We start from the raw sequence: 16,888 nt of genomic DNA on the forward strand, positions 1-16,888 counted from the left end.
GATGGGCTGGCACATTGTTGAGTACGAGCAGCAAGGCGAGGCACGGCTGCTTACGATGTGGCTATCAACAACTCCCCATCCGTCATTCCCGCGAAGGCGGGAATCCAGCAACACGGGCTGAAACGCTCAAACGCGTCTGGATACCCGCCTTCGCGGGTATGACGCAGGGAAGTTATGACTGACCGCATCCCGCCAAAACTGGACCATGCGCGAATTCAAACGCCAGTTTGACAGCGGCCTGAACGGACGCCTGGCACTATGGCTTGAGTGCAGGCTGGTGCCACCCCGGCACGTTCACCGCGTAGCGCGTTGCCTTGCCAACGCCCTCCACGCGCAGCAAGCCCTTGACCAGCAGGTCCGTCAAATCCCGCGTCGCAGTGGCTTTGGACGTGCCGGTGATCCTGGCGTACTTCTCGTTGGTCATGCCGCCCAGAAAACCGCCGCCCAGCGCCACTTGCCCTGCGTCCAGCAGGCGTTCCAGCACCTTGTGCTGCCGCGCATTCAAGCCGCATTGACCCGCCTTCATGCGGAAAACCGCCTTTTCTGTCGCCTGCCGCACGACCGCCTGGCAGGCCATGCAGCCCTGTGTAAATGCCGCACAAACCACTGCACCCAGGGTGTCAGGTCAATGGCGGCGGCATCAAGCTTGACGCCGTGCAAGCGCTGCGCCTGGTTGAGTTCGTCGTAATACGCGGTGCGGGTTTTCAGCATCTGGCGGGCCATGCCAAACACGCGAACCAGGGCGGCATGGGTAGCCGGGTCGTGCGCCTGCATGTCTTGCGCCAGCGCCATGTCAACCAAAGCGCGCCCCAGCCGGCCATTGCCATCTTCAAACGGGTGAATCGACTCAAACCACACATGCACCAGCGCCGCCCGCGCGATGCCATGAAGCCCAGGTGCATGAGCGGTAGGCCTGGTGGCCTCGAACCACGCCAGAAACTGCGCCATTTCCGCTGCCACCTGACGCGAGGGTGGCGCTTCGTAATGCACCCGCTCCCGCCCGGGCGCGCCGCTGACGATCTGCATGGCGTCGGCATGGTCGCGCAAACGCCCCACGGCAATGCGCGCAATGCCCGAGGTGCCACCCGGAAACAAGGCCGACTGCCAACGGCACAGGCGGTCCAGGGTCAGCGCATCGTGGGAGTTGGCCAGCGCATCCTGCATCACCTGCACCAGCCCGTCTGCAGTGCGGTCATGGCCGGGCGCATCGGCCAGGCCCAGCCGGTGCGCCACCGATGAGCGGACCGATTCCAGGTCGAGTTGCTCTCCCTCAATGGCTGCTGTGGCCAGCGCCTCTTGCACCCACAACTCGCGCTGCACCTCTTGCGCCTGCTCCAGGCCAATTGCCTCCAGCAAACCCAGCAACTTGCCTTGCGCCAGCCGGGCCTGGTCCAGCGCTGGCGCCAGCGCCAAGGCGTCGAAGGTCAGCCTCGGCCAGGCACCGTGCTGCCAGATGTAGCGTGGTGCGGGTGCTGTCGGTGGTGGTGTTGGATTGGGCATGAGCCGCATTGTAAGTAATGCAACTCAGAAATTGAGGTGTATTTTAAGAAATACGCCTCAAAGCGCTGCGGGAAGATTCGAGTTTTGTCTTTGGCTCAAGCACTTGTATACAAATTAAAAAAACAAAATTAATAACGAAAAATCGTTAATTTGAATACTCCATGAACCTGCTGTTCCCGCACCCTTTGAGCGCACAGGTGTCAAGTAAAGTTGTTTTTCATTGCAAGACCTGAGTCTAAAACTTTTCTTTCAGGCAGATGCAGTGCAGAAGCTACTTGAGAAAAATATTTCTCAGCTTTAAAAGGTTTGTAACTGACTGGCTAAATAAGTTTGGCGAAAAAAATTATGCCAAATAGGGCCTTACCGCACAGCAGGCTATTAATTGAAGATTAAAAAGACATTACTTTTTGTCTACCTGCACTCGCGTCCGTATCCGTGGGTGTATTAAATAAAATTTAATTAAACTTACCCAAGTTTTTTAACTCATATATTCTGATCCAATTAAAGATAATGCCTCAAGAGGCGCGCCTTCTAAGATTGAATGTCTAGTTCGGGCGAGAGTGCATATTTCCTCTCCAGTCGTATTTATTCTAAGTGATTCAAATTCGTCTTCAAACGATAAATCTGACGCAGTGCGCGACTTTGGCGACTCATCATTTGTTGAGAGGAGCAACTGACCAGTTGGAGTTTTTGGAATGTCGGGAAGAGCAGATTGCGCGACAGTTCCGTGAAGTCTTAAAAGCACTAGTGAGTTTAATTTAGCATCATCTAATTGCGGTTCTAAGTTGAGCACCGCCTGAGTTTTGCCGTGTTCTTTCCATAGCTCCGCGAAAGCTGCAGGTGCTTGCCCAAAGAACGGGAGCACGGGATTAACAATGCCACCTTTTAATGCGTTGGCAAGTGATGCTTGCTCCACGAGTTCTGGAAAAGCTTGAAAAGCATCTTGTGGTCCTCCCCATTCTGAAAAGGTACGTAGATAAAACAAAACGTTTACGAGTCTTCTCGCTCTCTGAATCTTCCAGCGACGAAGGTGCGGTGAAGTCAACGATTCGCTACATAATTCTAATAGTGACTGCTCGTAAAGATTTTTAAGAGCCATCGCTTTTTCTACGAAATAATTTTCATCTAATCGGAGTACGTGTAAGGTCTTAAGCACTTCAGTTATAGATTTTTGACGACGTAAAAAATATCGAAATCTAGAATAATTTGATAAGGTTTTAAGTCTTTCAATTGGGATGCTAAATCCAGCTCCTTTCAATCTATCGCTTAACGATTGCGTACGACCTTCATAGAGAGCTAAATAAATCGTTAATTCGCGAGTAAAGGAGCGAAAGTCATCTTCAAATGGGATATCGGCACTAATATTGCTAGAATTCCATTCTTCTTTTGTTAAATACTCTGTCTTAGATGAATTTAATTCGAAATTACTGCGCTCGACGCTGTTTTCTATGTCGCTAAGAACAACGGCTCGATCAGCGCTCTTGCATACTATAACAATGTCATCCACATATCTAAAATAATTCGATCCATATTTTTTGTATAAATCGGAGTCAACTTGCGACAATGCGACGTGACCCAATAGGTGGCCAGGTGCCGGGCCAATTGGGATGCCTCCATTGCTAGCATTTAAAAGTTGAACGAAGAAGTTTGTAAACCCATCGCTAGATCCATTTGGTATATTTTGAAATAGGCCTTTCAAGCTTTTTGTAATGCTTTCAATTTTAACCGATGGATAAAATTTTTTAATGTCAGCTACTACCGCGATTTTGTCATTTCCTTGAAGCGCTCGGAATATTTCATTGTTGCGTCGCTTATAGCCTTCCGCAAAAAAGCTATAGCTAGAGCCTGAACTGGTCGATTTTGGCCAAAGGTAGCTGTAGACCTGTGTGGAAACTGCAAATGAGGGGGTTGAGGCTAGGATTGCCAGTATGTGAGCGCCCGCAAGAGCCGTAGATGGATTTGGGGCAACACAGTCCCGATATTCGTGGACCAACTTTCCATTGTGGTTTGATGAACCCTTGTATAACTGAAAAGGTTTGTAGCTCCATTTGTCGCATGAGGCTATCCTTCGCTCAAGCATTCTATGAATGTAAGCTGGATCTTGTATGGAAAGATTTTTTCCTAAAACTCTAAGGCCCATGTAGCTCGGGAAATAACTCTGTTTGGTCGAATTTAGAGCACGGATTAGAAGTAACTGATCAGGAGTAATTGCACTCATAAATTTTTAAATTGCATTACTACAACTCTGCTATTTGTGACGTGGTCATTAATGGGATCTATCCATTGAAAATTCCGCGTTGGAGCTTTAGATATATCTTCCTCTGAGTCGCTTGAAGAACTTGAACCGCTAAATATCTGTTTGAGTGTAAAACTTATTGATTCAACAAACGTACCTAACCATGATTTTTCCAGTTTAGGTTCGACCCATAGCCAAGAACTAGATTTTTGTTTATGGCTTAGCCTGGCTGCAATCAATTTCAAGGAGTCCATCATCCGCTCAACTCCTTCTTTTTTTATACCTGATACAGCTGAAATAGTGCATAGAAATCTATTTGATTTTTTTGCCTTCGCTTCTTCAAAAAAATCGTCAAGAACCTCATTAATTTGACCGCTGATGTTCATGTCGCACACAGAAAATGTCAATTTTGTATATATTGCATTTGTAGCTAACCATGGTTTTAATTTTTCGAGTATTTCGGCATAATAGTTAAGCGCGTCAGGAGACATATCAATTCCTCTGATGTTTACATTTAACGGCAAGGTCGGTATAATTTTTTGATCGCGTAGTTCGCATATCGTTGAGAGAATAGATAAAGTCCCAGCACCATGGCCTGCAGCTAAGTCAAGGATAAATATTTCGCCTTGTGCTAGTTGATCTAGCACCATCATCCGACTTTTAGGCTGTTCATTATTTACATCAATGCATACGTATTGCATTCTTGCCGCAGAGTTCAGGAATCTATTAGTCACATGGTCTTGTGCTTGAGCTGAAGATGCACCGCCGATATCACCTGAGGTTTTGGGTTGGTAGTTTTTTAGCCAACCTTTTTCATTCAAGAAGTCTGTGTATATATCGCATAACTTCTTGGCCAAACAAAGCTGCCCTTTGTCCCATAATGTTTGAGGTGTATGTTTAAGAGACATATTTAGTTTATTTGAAGAGCTTGTTGGATGCGCTAGCGGTAAAGATCAAACTTCCGGTCGCCCGCGTCGCCCCCACATAAAACAACCGCGCCTCCTGCCGCTCATCCTCGCCCGCAGCAGGCATCCGCCCCACGCCCACCAGCGCCACCACCGGAAACTCCAGCCCCTTGCTGGCGTGCATCGTCAGCAACTTGATCGTGTCTTCGTTGGGGTGAAAGCTGCCTGAGCCTTTGCGCACTTGGTGCGGTAGCCTGGTGCGGTTCAGCGCGTGTGCGCATGCGTCCATTTCGTCGTAGCGCCGGCAGATCACGGTCATGTCGCCCCAGGCGTGGTTTTCATGGTGGGCGGCGTTCAAGAGGTCGGCAATCTTGAAGGCCTCGCCCTGCAGGCTGGGCAGGCGGATGATGAGCGGCGCTTGCCCGTCGCGGCCGCAGCTGATGGGCTTGAGCAGCGGAATGCCGTCGTCGTCCTGGTCGTCTGCGGTCAGCAGGTCGGCGGCAATCAGGCTGGCGGTTTGAAGAATCTGGCGGGTGTTGCGGTAGTTGATTTTCAAAATGGTGGTGCGGCCCTGCGCCTGCACGCCCACGCTTTTGAAGCTGAAATTTTTGGCGCGCGCCCGCTCGTAAATGTTTTGCGCGTCGTCATACAGCAACAGCAAACTGTTGGTGGCCGGGTCCACCATTTGCGTGACGAGCCGGAGCCATTCGGGCGCAAAGTCGTGGCCTTCGTCGATCAGCACGGCCTGGTACTGGCCTGACGGGATTTGCGCGCGGTCCACGCCGTGAATGACGCGCAGAACCATCTCGTCCATCTTCTGGCCCACGGACAGGTGGTGCGCGGGCAAATCCTGCCCAAACGCCACCAGCTGGTCGCGGCACCACTTGTGAAAATGCCGCGCCTGCACCCGGTCTGACAGGCCTTTGCTGTCCATCACGCTGGCGAGCTTGACGGCCAGCGGCTCGTTGTAGCAAAGAATCAGGATGGGTTTGGAGGCGGGCGTGTTGGCCTTGGCCAGGTATTCGGCGCGGTAGCCAAGGATCATCGTCTTGCCCGAACCGGCCACGCCGTGAATCACCCGGTGGCCGTCGCCCAGTGATCTTGCCAGCTGCTCTTGCTGCAGGTCCATCACGCGCAGCATGTCGGGGAAGTCGGCGTCCGGGTCGTTGTCGTCAAACAGCGCGCCCTGCGTTTGCACCCGCACCTGCGGAAACATGTTCCAGCGCACGCGGTCAAGCTGCGGCAGCGTCATCACGCCCCGGCCGAACGCGTGCGGAATCATGTTCCAGAGCCGCTGCTGAAAGGCTTCAACGTCGGCGGTTTCCAGCATTTCGTCCTGGCAGATCACGTATTGCGGCTCAATCGCCTCGCCCAGCCCGGCGGCGTCGAACTGCCTGCGCGTGATGCGGGTGAAGACCACGCCGTGGCCCCATGGAAACGCCAGCTTGCCCTGGTGCGGGCCGCTTGTCTGCACCAGTTGCGGGTCGCGTTCCAGCGCGTTGACGACCTGAATGGCGCAAAACCGCGCCTGTGCCAGCGGGCTCATCACCACCTTGATGCGGCCATCGACCAGCAGGTCCCACGCCTGCCGGGTGGCCTGCTGGACCGTCTCCAGGCGCCAGTCCTTGGTTTCCAGAATCAGCAGGCCGCGCCGGGGGTGCAGCACCACAAAGTCGGGGTGCGACTGCTTGGGGCCAACGGGCACGTCGTACCAGAGCAAATAGTCGTCGTCGAGCTTTTGCTCCAGCCGCTCGGCCAGGCGGCGCTCGCCAGAGGTCATTCGGGGCATGCAGGTGCCCATAGCAGGAATAAGAGTCGCCATCAAAAAGTCACATTTATTATCAATTTGTAACGTACATCATGCGCTCAAACTGGGGCCGTCTGACTGACACGCTCCGGCCGCTTTACGTAGCTTCCCTAGGTGCATCTTTGAAAAAAGGTCGTTAGCATCCGGAATCACGCCTGGTTCGATGGGCGGTTTATGGAGTACCCACTTTATGCAACTGCATGCCCTTACGGCCAAAATTTCCAGCCTGTTTCTTGTTTTGGGTAGCCTTGTGCTTGCGCCAGCGATGGCCGCACCGCGTTACACGCCGTCGGCAGACGGACAGGAAATCTCCGACAGCAAGACCGGCCTGGTATGGCGGCGCTGCGCTGAAGGCATGGACTGGAAGGGCACTACCTGCGTCAACACGGCCGTGTTTTCCAACTTTTTCGGTGCCGAGGCGCGCGCCAAAACGGCTGCCACTTCCGGCAAGCCTTGGCGCCTGCCGACCCTGAAGGAACTCTCGGGCATCGTGGCGGTGCGCGAGGCCGGGGAAGGCCAGGCGGCGATTGATCCGGTGGCTTTTCCGGCAACGCCGGCTGCGCGTTTCTGGTCGTCCAGCAGCGTCGGAAAGGGCTACTTCATGTATGTGGCGTTCACCGAAGGCAGTGCCGGGGAAGGGGAGCGCAACTCCCCGGGCGCGGTGCGGCTGGTGCGCGAAGGCAAGTAGCCGCCGGGCCTTGCCGGCAGTCCGCTTTCAGGCGGCTGTCGCGTTGCCGGTGCGTGCCTCGGGGCTGTCGTTGAACTCGTGGCGGGTGGCAGACGTGAGTGTCACGTTGCGCTGGATTTCGGACAGCAACTGAAACTCTTTCTTGATGGCTTTTTCCAGGTTTTGCAGCGCCAGCACCTGTTCTTCCAGCACCGGCAATTGCGTGGCTTGCGCCGTCGCAGCGGCCGGACGCGCTGCCTGCGCAGAAGTTGCCATGGCGGCGGCGCTGCGCTTGAGCGTGGCGTTTTCCTGCTCCAGCGCAAGCAAGCGGGTTTGTTCTTTCCGGGCCAGGTCCAGCGCTTCGCGCAGCCGGTCGGCATCAAGCTTGAGCGCCTGGGCGCTGGCGGCGGCGAGTTGCTGGTTTTTCTCCAGTGAGCGGAAGTATTCCTTGGCCTGGGCCTGCTCGGCCAGGGCTTCGGACCTGGCCTTGGCGGCATCGGCACGCGTGGCCTGTTCCTGCGCCTGCAGCTCAGCCAGTTGCGCCTGCAGCGCGGCGACCTGGGTGGCGTGTTCGGCCGGCTGTGCGGTGTCCTTCCTGACCGCATTGGTCACGCTGCGTGCCCGGGCGGTTTCGTGCTTCAGGTCGTCATGGTTCTTGATGGCCAGGTTGCGTTCGTCTTCGAGCTGGCGGATACGGCCCTTGGCATGCGCCAGTTCTGCTTGCTCCAGCCTGGCCTGCGGTGTGGGAGCAGGCCTGCGGCCGCGCATCAGCAGCCAGCACAGCACAAAGCCTGCGGCAAGCCCGGCGACGGCCATCAAGACGGTAAAAGTTTGGGAGTCCATGTGCGTGCCTTGCCTGAAAAGAATCAAAACCTGTAAGCACCTCATTATTTGCCATAAAACTGTGTCTGGCGTCACCCCTTGTTGCAAAAGCAAGGCGTTTTTTTGATTCATGGCCCCGCCGCTCGGGTGGCGGCCGGTCGCTGGGCCGGCCGCCAGACCTGTTTCGCGTTCAGGAAAGGATGGGTTCGGCCGGGGACATGGCGCGGGCATCCATGTACATGAGTTCCCACAGGTGGCCGTCGAGGTCCTGGAAACCATGCTGGTACATGAAACCGTGGTCCTGCGGCGGGTTGGGCGTGGTGCCGCCTGCGGCAATGGCCTGGCCCACCATGTCGGTGACCTGTTCGCGGCTGTCGCAGGACAGGCAGATCAGCACTTCGGTTTGCCGGCGGGCATCGCAGATTTTCTTGGGTGTGAAGGTCTTGAAGAAGTTTTCGACCAGCAGCATCACAAAGCTGTCAGGGTTGATGATCATGCAGGTGGCGTTGCTGTCGGTGAACTGCGGGTTGAAGGCAAAGCCGAGGCGAGTGAAAAAATCGACCGACTGGTCCAGGTCCTTGACGGGCAGGTTGACATACATCTGGGTCGCCATGCGGTCCTTCACTCTTAAACCGGCGAGTATCGGCGCTGACCGGCAGGCCGGCGTTTCCAATTGCAAGCGGCCCGGCGCAGTGCTGTACGCCGCTTCAGCGTGGCGGCGCAACCACGAAAGTGACCGCCAGCCCCTTGGGGGTGACGGTGATGCTGCCGGGCTGCAGCCCCATGGCGTCGGGCAGCGCAAGGTCCTGCGGGCGAAGGGTGTGCAACACCACTTCGCCCAGCGCCTGCTCGGCCAGCGCGATGCCATAGGCGTCCAGCAGCGCCGACGGCCCCGGCGGCAGGTCGGGAAAGCGCAGCGCATTGACGCGCAACCGGTGCGCCCGCACGGTCCGGTCGCGCGCTTCATAGCGCAGCGCGAAATCCACATCGAACGTGCCGCTGTAGCGGCGGCCCAGCGCCGGGCCGGCGGCTTCGACCGGCATCTCGGCGCCCAGCCGGTTCAGCTCGGGCAGCAGGCGCAGGCGCGGCGTCAGCAGCATCAGGTCCAGCAGCCCGCCAACCGGGTAACGCAGCGGAAACCGCTCGGCCACGGCCTGCTCCAGCTGGCCGGTGGACACGGTGTAGCCCGGCCGGTCGGCAGCGTGTACGCCGGAAAGGCCCGGACCCGCCGCGCCGGCTGCCAGCAGCCAGGCGGGGAGTGTCAGCATGCGTCTGCGATTCATCCGTTTCCTTGTGTTGGGGGGTGCATCCGGTTTGGATGCGCTGCATTGTGTGCCTGTCGCCTTTGGGGCTTGCGCCGCCAGTTTAGTGTCAGACGCGCTGCGGCCGGGTCGGTTCCGCTGGGCAGGCGATGACGCCGGAAACAAGGCGCAGGTTTTCAATAAAACAGGCCATTTGCGCAATATTGGCGGACATGGGCAGCTATTAAAAACAGAGCAAATTAAACCCTGCAACAGATATACATCTGGTAACGAACGGACATGTATTCTTGACCGGCGCACATCGCTGCGACACGTCGCCAGACACACAATGCATGGGCCTGCCGTTTCTGACAGGCGCGTGACGGGAGAGCTTTCATGAGAACATTTTTAGTGCTTTGCGCGGCTGCAGCCTTGAGCGGCTGCGCGGTGTATCCGTCGCCGGGCTACGAGACCTATGGCTACGACGTACCGCCTCCCCAGGTGATCCAGCAGCCGGTGTATATCCAGGGCGGCGGCACGATTTACCGCTCCGATGGTTTCGGGTATGGCTACCCACGCGGCTACAACCGACCTTTGCCGCCGCCGGTGGTTGTCGTGCCGGGGCCGCGCCCGGGAAGGCCTTTCGTGTACGGACCGCGTCCGGGCCGTGGCCACGGCGACCGGGACGGCGACGGCATTCCGAACCGCTTTGACCGTGACCGGGACGGCGACGGCGTTCCCAACCGCCTTGACCGCCGCCCGAACAACAGCGGCGCGCCCAACCGCGTGGAACGCAGCCACCGGCGCGACCGGGATGGCGACGGTATTTCGGACCGCATCGATCCCCGGCCCGATATTCCGAACCGCCGCTAGCCAGGCCGCCACCGGGGCGACAGACGGGCAGGCCGGCCTGCGGTAAGGTGCGTGCTGCGCCTGAACCTGACCTTTCACCCATTTCGGAGCCTGTTTCCTTGCCTGACACCACTCACTTCTACGAACCGCGCAGCGGCCACCGTCTGCCGCATGACCCGTTCAACGCCATCGTCGGGCCGCGCCCCATCGGCTGGATTTCATCGCGCAGCCCGGCCGGCAGCCTGAACCTGGCGCCCTACAGCTTTTTCAACGCGTTCAACTACACGCCGCCCATCGTCGGCTTTGCCAGCATCGGCTACAAGGACACGCTGCGCAACATCGAGCAGACCGGCGAATTTGTCTGGAACCTGGCGACGCGCCCGCTGGCCGAGGCGATGAACCAGACCTGCGCCGCCGTGCCTCCCGAGGTCAGTGAATTCGAGCTGGCGGGCTTGACGCCGGCGCCGTCGCGAATAATTTCGGTGCCGCGCGTGCAGGAAAGCCCGGTGTCGTTCGAATGCCGCACCACGCAGATCGTCCAGCTGCAGGGAGCCGATCGCGCGAAAGTGCCGACCTGGCTGGTGCTGGGCGAGGTGGTGGCGGTACACATTGCCCAGCGCCTGCTCAAGGACGGCGTGTACGACACGGCCGGCGCTGGCCACATCCTGCGCGGCGGCGGGCCGGCCGACTATTTCAGCATTGGCCCGGAGCAGTTGTTCAGGATGCGCCGGCCGGCTTGAGGCTTTAGGGCGGCTCCAGCGGCCGATTGATCAATCAAACGGCTTGGTTGCCTACGTGCTTGCGCTTTGATTGCTGCGTTTTCTGTTTTTGTTCTTTTGGCTTTTGTGGATTCTTTTGTGGTTTGAGGGGTGAGCGCCTGCCCGGCGGGGGGTAACTTTCTTTTCTGGCAAAAAAGAAAGTCACCAAAGAAAGTTGCCTCGGGATCGGGAGCGGATCAGAGCTGAGCGCTCTGTCGGGCCGTTGCTTCGCTGGGCCCTGGGTTCTCTGATCAGCGGCCAGTCGCCCATGGCGTAGCTTGCTGGTTCTACCGCTCGTTCGCCAACAGCTTCACGCTCTGCTTGATCATTTTCTTTGTACTTCAAACCTGCTGGCAGTTTTTTTGCCCTTTTTTCCCCGGTCAATGCAGAGCGAGGCGAACAGTGAAAAGGACAATCGTTGTTTCACAACCACCAGCCCACCAGCGAACACCCGGAAACAACGCGCGCAGCGCAAGCAAGCCAGATCAGGCAGAGCGTGAAGCTCTTGGCGAACGAGCGGTAGCACCAGCCAGTTTCAGACATCGCCACCAAACCGCTGATCAGAGAACCCAGGGCCCAGCGAAGCGATGGCCCGACAGAGCGCTCAGCTCTGATTCGCTCCCGCTCCCAAGGCAACTTTCTTTGGTTACTTTCTTTTTTGCCAGAAAAGAAAGTCACCCCCCGCCGGGCAGGCGCTCACCCCTCAAACCACAAAAGAATCCACAAAAGCCAAAAGTACAAAAACAAAAAACGCAGCAACTCAACACCCAGAAAAGCCCAAAATACAAGGTCCGACAAAACCGTTGACCTGCAGCAAGGTAAACAGCTACTAACAGCCAGTAAAAAATGGCTTTAGCGCATATCCAACATGCGAATTCAGCTATGAAAAAAGTAGCAAAAAGTTTCAGGCCGTAGCGCGGTGCGCCGGCCCCGGCAAGACAGTGAACGCCAGCGCGCCGGCCACCAGCAGCGCGGCAATGCTCGCCAGCACGGCGGTGAAGGGCTCGATGCCCCGGGCCAGGGCCACGGACGCGACGATGCCGGTCAGCCACTGCATGCCGGCCACGCCCAGGAACATCGCCATGGTGAACACCGCCATCGCACGGCCGGTGATTTCAGGCGGGTAGGCGGAGCGCACGTCGGCATACTGCAGCACCGTGTAGCCCGACAGCAGGCCAATGACGATGGGGCCGCCCACGTCCACCAGCGTGCTGTGCCCCATCGCAAACGCCGCAAACAGAATGGCCAGTACCAGTGTGAAACCGACGATCCAGCGGCGCCGGTGCTTCGGGCCCGGGTCAAAGCGGCCAAACAGCGGCGGGCCGATCAGTGAGGCCAGTGACATCGCCAGCGCCACGTTGCCCGCCTGCACCAGCGAAAAACCGTGGCGCTGCATCAGTATCGGCCCCAGCCACAGACCGCGCAGCGAGATGAAGGACGCATAGCACACGGCAGCCAGCAGCACGATGCCCAGCGTATGCGGCAGCAAAAACAGTGCGCCGAATTTGCCAATCGCCTGGCCCAGCGTTTCCCGGACTTGCGTTCCCCGGGCCTGCGCCATGGCGGCGGGCAGCGCCGGCTCGTGTACCAGCACGTAAATCAGGCTCCAGGCCAGTACCGCGACCGCGCCCAGCACCCAGAATCCCATGCGCCACGAGGTGGCCTCGATCAGCCAGGCCAGCGGCGTGCCGGTCAGCAGCATGCCGATGCCGCCCAGGCCCAGCGTGAGCCCGGAAATCGCTGCAAACCGGTTGGCCGGCAGGTGCCGCGCAATGAACACGGTACACACCAGGAAAGCCGGCGCGCAGCCGATGCCGATCAGCACCTGGCCGGCGACCAGCATCGGGTACGACGTGGCCAGCGCCGACAGGGCCGAGCCGGCAATCGCCACCGGAAACGCCGTCAGCACGGTACGCCGCACGCCATGCAGGTCAATGCCGATGCCCATGAACAGCTGCATCGCGCCAAAGGCAAAGTGAAAGGCGCCGGCAAACAGGCCCAGCGCCTGCGCATCCAGGTGAAAGTCGGCCTGCAGCGGCGCGGCCATGAGGGTGGCGACGGTGCGGTAGGCCTGGCTCAGCGCGAAGGCAGTGGTCAGGGCGAACAGAATGGCCCACAGCGGGCGATGAGGCGGTGCTGCGGGCCGTTCGGCGACTGCGTGGGCGGGTAGTGGGAGGGGGTTCATGGCAGTTGTGGGCGTTGAGGGTACACCGGCTGGCGTTTGCGCGTTTCAGCCCGTGTCGCTGGATTTTCGCCTTTGCGGGACTGACGGACAGGCAGCGATGGATTGCCAAATCCCAAGGGCAGCCCAGCACGGCAAAAAAACACCCTGGTGCATTGGATTTGGCATCAAAAAAGGCATTTGCGCTTGCTGGACCGGCGCGGGAAGCTATTAAAAACAGAGCGGTGTCTGGCTGTTCGCGGATCAGGAAAGCATTCCACCCGCTGACGGATACCCTGGCAATACGGCCTGGCCTGCGTTTCAGGGTACCTTGCGGCTGGCCGCCATGTGCTCGGCCATCGTCTTGCGAAAGACCCGCACCAGCGTGTCGGAAACATAGGGTTTTTGAATCAGTTCAAAGCCGTGCCTGCCGCGCTCGGCCATGACCTCGTTGTAGCCGCTGGCCAGCACCACCGGCAGGCCCGGGTAGCGTTTGCGCACCAGCTCGCCGAATTCAATGCCGCTCATGCCCGGCATGATCACGTCGGAAAACACCAGGTCAAAGCGGCTGGCGTCCTCGGTCAGCAAATCCAGCGCGGCCGTGGCATTGGCTGCCCAGGTCGTGTGGTAGTCCAGGATGTTGAGAATCTCGCACGTCATCTGCGCCAGTATTTCGTTGTCCTCGACGACCAGCACGCTGATGCTGCGGGCCTCGGCGCCGGGTTCGGCAGCGGCCGCCACGGCTTCGGATGTGGCCGCGTGCTCGGCACGTGCCAGGAAAAGGGTAAATACCGAACCGATGTCCAGCTCGCTCCTGACCTTGACCTCGCCGCCTGACTGCTTGGCAAAGCCAAACACCTGGCTCAGGCCCAGGCCGGTGCCCTTGCCCACTTCCTTGGTGGTGTAGAAGGGCTCAAAAATCGCCTCCAGGTTGTCGGCAGCAATGCCGCAGCCCGTGTCGGTGACCGAAATGGCGACGAAATCGCCTGGCCGCAGGTCACGTCCAGAACCGGCCGGTACGTTGTCAACCTTTTGCACCTTGATGGTGAGCCGGCCGTTGCCGTTCATGGCGTCGCGCGCGTTGACCGCCAGGTTCACCAGCGCCGTTTCAAACTGGTTGATGTCCGCCTCGGCGAAGCAGCTGTTTTGGCTGCCACACGGCTCGAGATGAATCTGCACCTGCGCACCCATCAGCGGGCGCACCAGATCGATCACGCCCTGCACATGCTGGTCCACATTGAAGACTTCAGGGCTCAAAGGCTGTTGCCGGGCAAAGGCCAGCAGCTGGCTGGTGAGCTTGGCTGCGCGCCCGACCGTGTCGAAAATCCGGTCCAGGTACTGGCCACGCCGGTCCACCGGGAGCTTGTCACTGCGCAGCAACTCGACCGAGGAGCTGATCACCGCCAGCAGGTTGTTGAAGTCATGCGCCACGCCGCCGGTGAGCTGGCCCAGCGCTTCGAGCTTTTGCGACTGCCGCAGCGCATGCTCGGTGCGCAGCAGTTCAGTCGTTCGCTGGTCAAGCGCCACCTGCGCCGCCTCGACCTCCTTGCGCGCCGTGTTGTCGGTGCCAATCAGCAGGTAGCCGATGATGCCTTCGTGCGCATCGCGCAGCGCCGTGACCGAGACAATCGCCGGAAAACGGCTGCCGTCCTTGCGGATGTAGGTCAGCTCGTAAATATCCTCGATGCCGCGCGAAGCCTTGAACACCAGTGCCTCGAAACCGGGCGTGATCAGGGTCCCGAGTTCAACGCTCAACGCTTCAGCGCGGACGATGACTTCCTGCGGATCGGAAATGTCGGCCGGCGTGATCTGGTTCAGCACGTCGGCGGCTGCATAGCCCAGCATGCGTTCGGCGCCGACGTTGAAAATCTGGATCACGCCTTTTTCGTCGGTGGCAATGCTGGAAAAGTTGGCGCTGTTGAAAATGGCGTTCTGCAGGGCGCCGGCTTCCAGCAGCGCTTCTTCGGCCTGCTTGCGCGCCGTGTTGTCGGTGCCGATCAGCAGGTAGCCGATGATCACCGCCTGGTCGTCGCGCAGTGCCGTCACCGACACCACGGCCGGAAAACGGCTGCCGTCCTTGCGGATGTACGTCAGCTCGTAAATGTCTTCGATGCCGCGCGAGGCCTTGAAGACGAGTGCTTCAAAGCCGGGCGTGATCGGGGTATCAAACTCCAGGCTCAAGGTGACGGCCCGGGTCACCAGTTCTTTCGAGTCCGAAATATCGGCCGGGGTAACCTGGTTGACGACATCGCCAGCCGCGTACCCGAGCATGCGCTCGGCGCCGACGTTGAAAATCTGCACCACGCCTTTTTCGTCGGTGGCGATGCTGGAAAAGTTGGCGCTGTTGAAAATGGCGTCCTGCAGGGCACCCGCCTTGAGCAGTGTTTCCTGCTGCCGGACATCGTTGAAGCTTTCAAGCGCTCCGTGTTGCCCGCGAGCGTTGCAAGGATCACCGATTCGCGGCATAAATTCTTTCGTTCCAGTTATCACTGTCGATAAGCTGTGCGGGCACAAGAGGGGCTCCGCTGCGTCAGCGTAACACGCTGCAACTTCAGCAAATGTTATGAAAGGTTGTGATCGAAAGAGGGTGATCGGAGTGGACTGCCGGGCATTGCCGAGTGCCGGAGAAGGGAAGGGCGCGCGCGATGAGTGCAGGCGCCGCGCCCTGCCTGCCGCTGCGCACGGCGAAATTCGTTCAGCCCGGCTTGCCGTCCACCCGCACCCGCGTCAGCACCGGCCAGTAGGTCACCGCGTACAGCGCAAAGCCGGCAGACCACAGCGACGCCGATACCAGCACGGCATGGACAAGTTGCGCCGGCATGAGCAGCGGCACAAACACGCGGATCAATGCGGCGGCCAGCACCAGCAGGTAACACGCCACATCGCTACGGCTGGCCTTGAGCCGCCGTCCGGTGTGGCCCAGGGCGGTGCGCGTCATCATGCCCATGATCAGCCCGCCGATGGCGCCAACCGTCAGCGCATGGCTGGCGAGAGACGGCAACACCAGGCCCATTTCACCCAGTCCGCGCAGCACCAGGTACACCGGAATCCAGAAATAGGCCACATGCAGCACCCAGACCAGTGGCGTGCGCAAGGTTTTCCAGGGCTGCCACAGCGCCCAGCGCGCCAGATGTGCGGCGGCGCAGACACCGGCCAGCAGCGCCAGCGGCGCACCGTGCAGCGGCAGCATATCGGCCAGCAGCAGGGCCAGCGTCGAGCCCAGTGCGGCTTTTTCAAGCCACGGGCGCTTGGTGGCGCCGGCGCCGTCAATGGCGTTGGTGAACATCGGAATCACCCGCCCGCCCATCACCGCCATGATGAACAGCACCACGTCCAGCGCGACCTGGATGCCGATCCAGCCGGGCAGCGTGGTAACGCCCAGCTGCGCCAGGTGGATGCCCAGCACCGCAGCGGCCATCAGCAGCAGCAGCGCAATGAAGAAATAGTTGCGCTTGTTGCGCGCCGCAATAAAGGGAATCGCCAGCCCGATGGCGGCCGCCAGCGGAAAGGCGACATTGACGATCGCCGCCGCCCAGCCGAAGGGCGTGAGCACCAGCGCCCGTCCGGCCACCCAGAGCGCGGCCAGTGCCATCAGCGCCGCGCCGGTCGGCGTCGGCCGGCCGGACCAGCTGCGCCCGGCGGTGAACAGGAACCCGACGACGACCGCCAGCGTGAAGCCGAACAGCATCTCGTGCGCATGCCACATCGGCCCCGCCAGGTAAGGCGTGCCCAGCCAGCCGGCAAACTGCAACGCCCACAGGCCGATGGACAGCGCGGCAAACACGCTGGCCAGCAGGTAGAACGGCCTGAATCCGAGTTGCCACAGGGCAAAACCGGGCGGCGATGCGGCGGGTGCGGCGGACGGATTATTGAGCTGGAGGAGTGGGGACATCAGGAAGTCTTTCAAGAAGGCGCCAGGTCAGCCTGTGCGCCAGGGCG

Annotated in this window: 14 protein-coding genes; 3 read left to right on the forward strand and 11 right to left on the reverse strand. The window is 59.1% G+C overall.

Going from position 1 to position 16,888, the window contains the following annotated elements:
- Positions 1-256: 256 nt before the first annotated feature.
- The 5 genes from GZ092_RS07185 to GZ092_RS07205 form a co-directional block, all read right to left on the reverse strand.
- A complete protein-coding gene (locus GZ092_RS07185) occupies positions 257-526 on the reverse strand; it encodes a hypothetical protein (RefSeq protein ID WP_293635711.1) in 270 nt (89 codons plus the stop codon).
- Positions 523-1,500, reverse strand: a complete 978-nt coding sequence (locus GZ092_RS07190; RefSeq protein ID WP_293635712.1) for a DUF4172 domain-containing protein — start codon at positions 1,498-1,500, stop codon at positions 523-525. The genes GZ092_RS07185 and GZ092_RS07190 overlap by 4 nt, the downstream gene beginning before the upstream one ends.
- 478 nt (positions 1,501-1,978) lie before the next feature.
- Positions 1,979-3,718, reverse strand: a complete 1,740-nt coding sequence (locus GZ092_RS07195; RefSeq protein WP_293635713.1) for an RNA-directed DNA polymerase — start codon at positions 3,716-3,718, stop codon at positions 1,979-1,981.
- Positions 3,715-4,644 carry a hypothetical protein gene (locus GZ092_RS07200; protein WP_293635714.1) on the reverse strand — a complete coding sequence of 310 codons (930 nt, stop codon included), beginning with the start codon at positions 4,642-4,644 and terminating at the stop codon, positions 3,715-3,717. Before GZ092_RS07200 ends, GZ092_RS07195 begins: the two co-directional genes overlap by 4 nt.
- Positions 4,645-4,651: 7 nt before the next feature.
- The gene (locus GZ092_RS07205; RefSeq protein WP_293635715.1) at positions 4,652-6,463 is read right to left on the reverse strand and encodes a 3'-5' exonuclease; all 1,812 of its coding nucleotides are present in this window, start codon (positions 6,461-6,463) and stop codon (positions 4,652-4,654) included.
- A gap of 250 nt (positions 6,464-6,713) precedes the next feature.
- Between GZ092_RS07205 and GZ092_RS07210 the strand changes: the two genes are divergently transcribed.
- Positions 6,714-7,136 (forward strand): DUF1566 domain-containing protein, encoded by a 423-nt coding sequence (locus tag GZ092_RS07210; protein ID WP_293635716.1) that lies wholly within the window; start codon positions 6,714-6,716, stop codon positions 7,134-7,136.
- 27 nt (positions 7,137-7,163) lie between these two features.
- Here the strand turns inward: GZ092_RS07210 and GZ092_RS07215 are convergent, their stop codons facing one another.
- The 3 genes from GZ092_RS07215 to GZ092_RS07225 all read right to left on the reverse strand — a co-directional run bounded on the left by GZ092_RS07215 (position 7,164) and on the right by GZ092_RS07225 (position 9,205).
- Positions 7,164-7,958 (reverse strand): hypothetical protein, encoded by a 795-nt coding sequence (locus GZ092_RS07215; RefSeq protein WP_293635717.1) that lies wholly within the window; start codon positions 7,956-7,958, stop codon positions 7,164-7,166.
- Positions 7,959-8,127: 169 nt separating this feature from the next.
- Complete coding sequence (locus GZ092_RS07220; RefSeq protein WP_293635718.1) at positions 8,128-8,550, reverse strand: VOC family protein; 423 nt, start codon at positions 8,548-8,550, stop codon at positions 8,128-8,130.
- A 94-nt stretch (positions 8,551-8,644) separates the two neighbouring features.
- Positions 8,645-9,205 (reverse strand): DUF1439 domain-containing protein, encoded by a 561-nt coding sequence (locus GZ092_RS07225; protein ID WP_293635719.1) that lies wholly within the window; start codon positions 9,203-9,205, stop codon positions 8,645-8,647.
- A gap of 369 nt (positions 9,206-9,574) precedes the next feature.
- On the opposite strand from GZ092_RS07225, the gene GZ092_RS07230 reads away from it, so the two are divergent.
- Positions 9,575-10,051 (forward strand): thrombospondin type 3 repeat-containing protein, encoded by a 477-nt coding sequence (locus GZ092_RS07230; RefSeq protein WP_293635720.1) that lies wholly within the window; start codon positions 9,575-9,577, stop codon positions 10,049-10,051.
- Positions 10,052-10,149: 98 nt separating this feature from the next.
- Positions 10,150-10,770: a flavin reductase family protein gene (locus GZ092_RS07235; protein WP_293635721.1), complete on the forward strand. Its 621-nt coding sequence runs from the start codon at positions 10,150-10,152 to the stop codon at positions 10,768-10,770.
- A 922-nt stretch (positions 10,771-11,692) separates the two neighbouring features.
- On the opposite strand, the gene GZ092_RS07240 is transcribed toward GZ092_RS07235, so the two are convergent.
- The 3 genes from GZ092_RS07240 to GZ092_RS07250 form a co-directional block, all read right to left on the reverse strand.
- Positions 11,693-12,973, reverse strand: coding sequence for an MFS transporter (locus tag GZ092_RS07240; protein ID WP_293635722.1), 1,281 nt, complete (start codon positions 12,971-12,973; stop codon positions 11,693-11,695).
- Positions 12,974-13,270: 297 nt separating this feature from the next.
- Positions 13,271-15,415 carry a PAS domain-containing sensor histidine kinase gene (locus tag GZ092_RS07245; RefSeq protein WP_293635723.1) on the reverse strand — a complete coding sequence of 715 codons (2,145 nt, stop codon included), beginning with the start codon at positions 15,413-15,415 and terminating at the stop codon, positions 13,271-13,273.
- Positions 15,416-15,644: 229 nt separating this feature from the next.
- Positions 15,645-16,841 carry an NnrS family protein gene (locus tag GZ092_RS07250; RefSeq protein WP_293635724.1) on the reverse strand — a complete coding sequence of 399 codons (1,197 nt, stop codon included), beginning with the start codon at positions 16,839-16,841 and terminating at the stop codon, positions 15,645-15,647.
- Positions 16,842-16,888 lie beyond the last annotated feature (47 nt).

The sequence above is a fragment of the Polaromonas sp. genome (genome assembly GCF_010365105.1).
Classification (GTDB): Bacteria; Pseudomonadota; Gammaproteobacteria; order Burkholderiales; family Burkholderiaceae_C; genus Polaromonas.

Excerpts from the sequence above, each read along its gene's own strand:
- GZ092_RS07185 (WP_293635711.1), bottom strand. The coding sequence starts at position 526 with ATGAAGGCGGGTCAATGCGGCTTGAATGCGCGGCAGCACAAGGTGCTG.
- GZ092_RS07190 (WP_293635712.1), bottom strand. The coding sequence starts at position 1,500 with ATGCCCAATCCAACACCACCACCGACAGCACCCGCACCACGCTACATC.
- GZ092_RS07195 (WP_293635713.1), bottom strand. The coding sequence starts at position 3,718 with ATGAGTGCAATTACTCCTGATCAGTTACTTCTAATCCGTGCTCTAAAT.
- GZ092_RS07200 (WP_293635714.1), bottom strand. The coding sequence starts at position 4,644 with ATGTCTCTTAAACATACACCTCAAACATTATGGGACAAAGGGCAGCTT.
- GZ092_RS07205 (WP_293635715.1), bottom strand. The coding sequence starts at position 6,463 with ATGGCGACTCTTATTCCTGCTATGGGCACCTGCATGCCCCGAATGACC.
- GZ092_RS07210 (WP_293635716.1), top strand. The coding sequence starts at position 6,714 with ATGGCCGCACCGCGTTACACGCCGTCGGCAGACGGACAGGAAATCTCC.
- GZ092_RS07215 (WP_293635717.1), bottom strand. The coding sequence starts at position 7,958 with ATGGACTCCCAAACTTTTACCGTCTTGATGGCCGTCGCCGGGCTTGCC.
- GZ092_RS07220 (WP_293635718.1), bottom strand. The coding sequence starts at position 8,550 with ATGGCGACCCAGATGTATGTCAACCTGCCCGTCAAGGACCTGGACCAG.
- GZ092_RS07225 (WP_293635719.1), bottom strand. The coding sequence starts at position 9,205 with ATGCTGACACTCCCCGCCTGGCTGCTGGCAGCCGGCGCGGCGGGTCCG.
- GZ092_RS07230 (WP_293635720.1), top strand. The coding sequence starts at position 9,575 with ATGAGAACATTTTTAGTGCTTTGCGCGGCTGCAGCCTTGAGCGGCTGC.
- GZ092_RS07240 (WP_293635722.1), bottom strand. The coding sequence starts at position 12,973 with ATGAACCCCCTCCCACTACCCGCCCACGCAGTCGCCGAACGGCCCGCA.
- GZ092_RS07245 (WP_293635723.1), bottom strand. The coding sequence starts at position 15,415 with ATGCCGCGAATCGGTGATCCTTGCAACGCTCGCGGGCAACACGGAGCG.
- GZ092_RS07250 (WP_293635724.1), bottom strand. The coding sequence starts at position 16,841 with ATGTCCCCACTCCTCCAGCTCAATAATCCGTCCGCCGCACCCGCCGCA.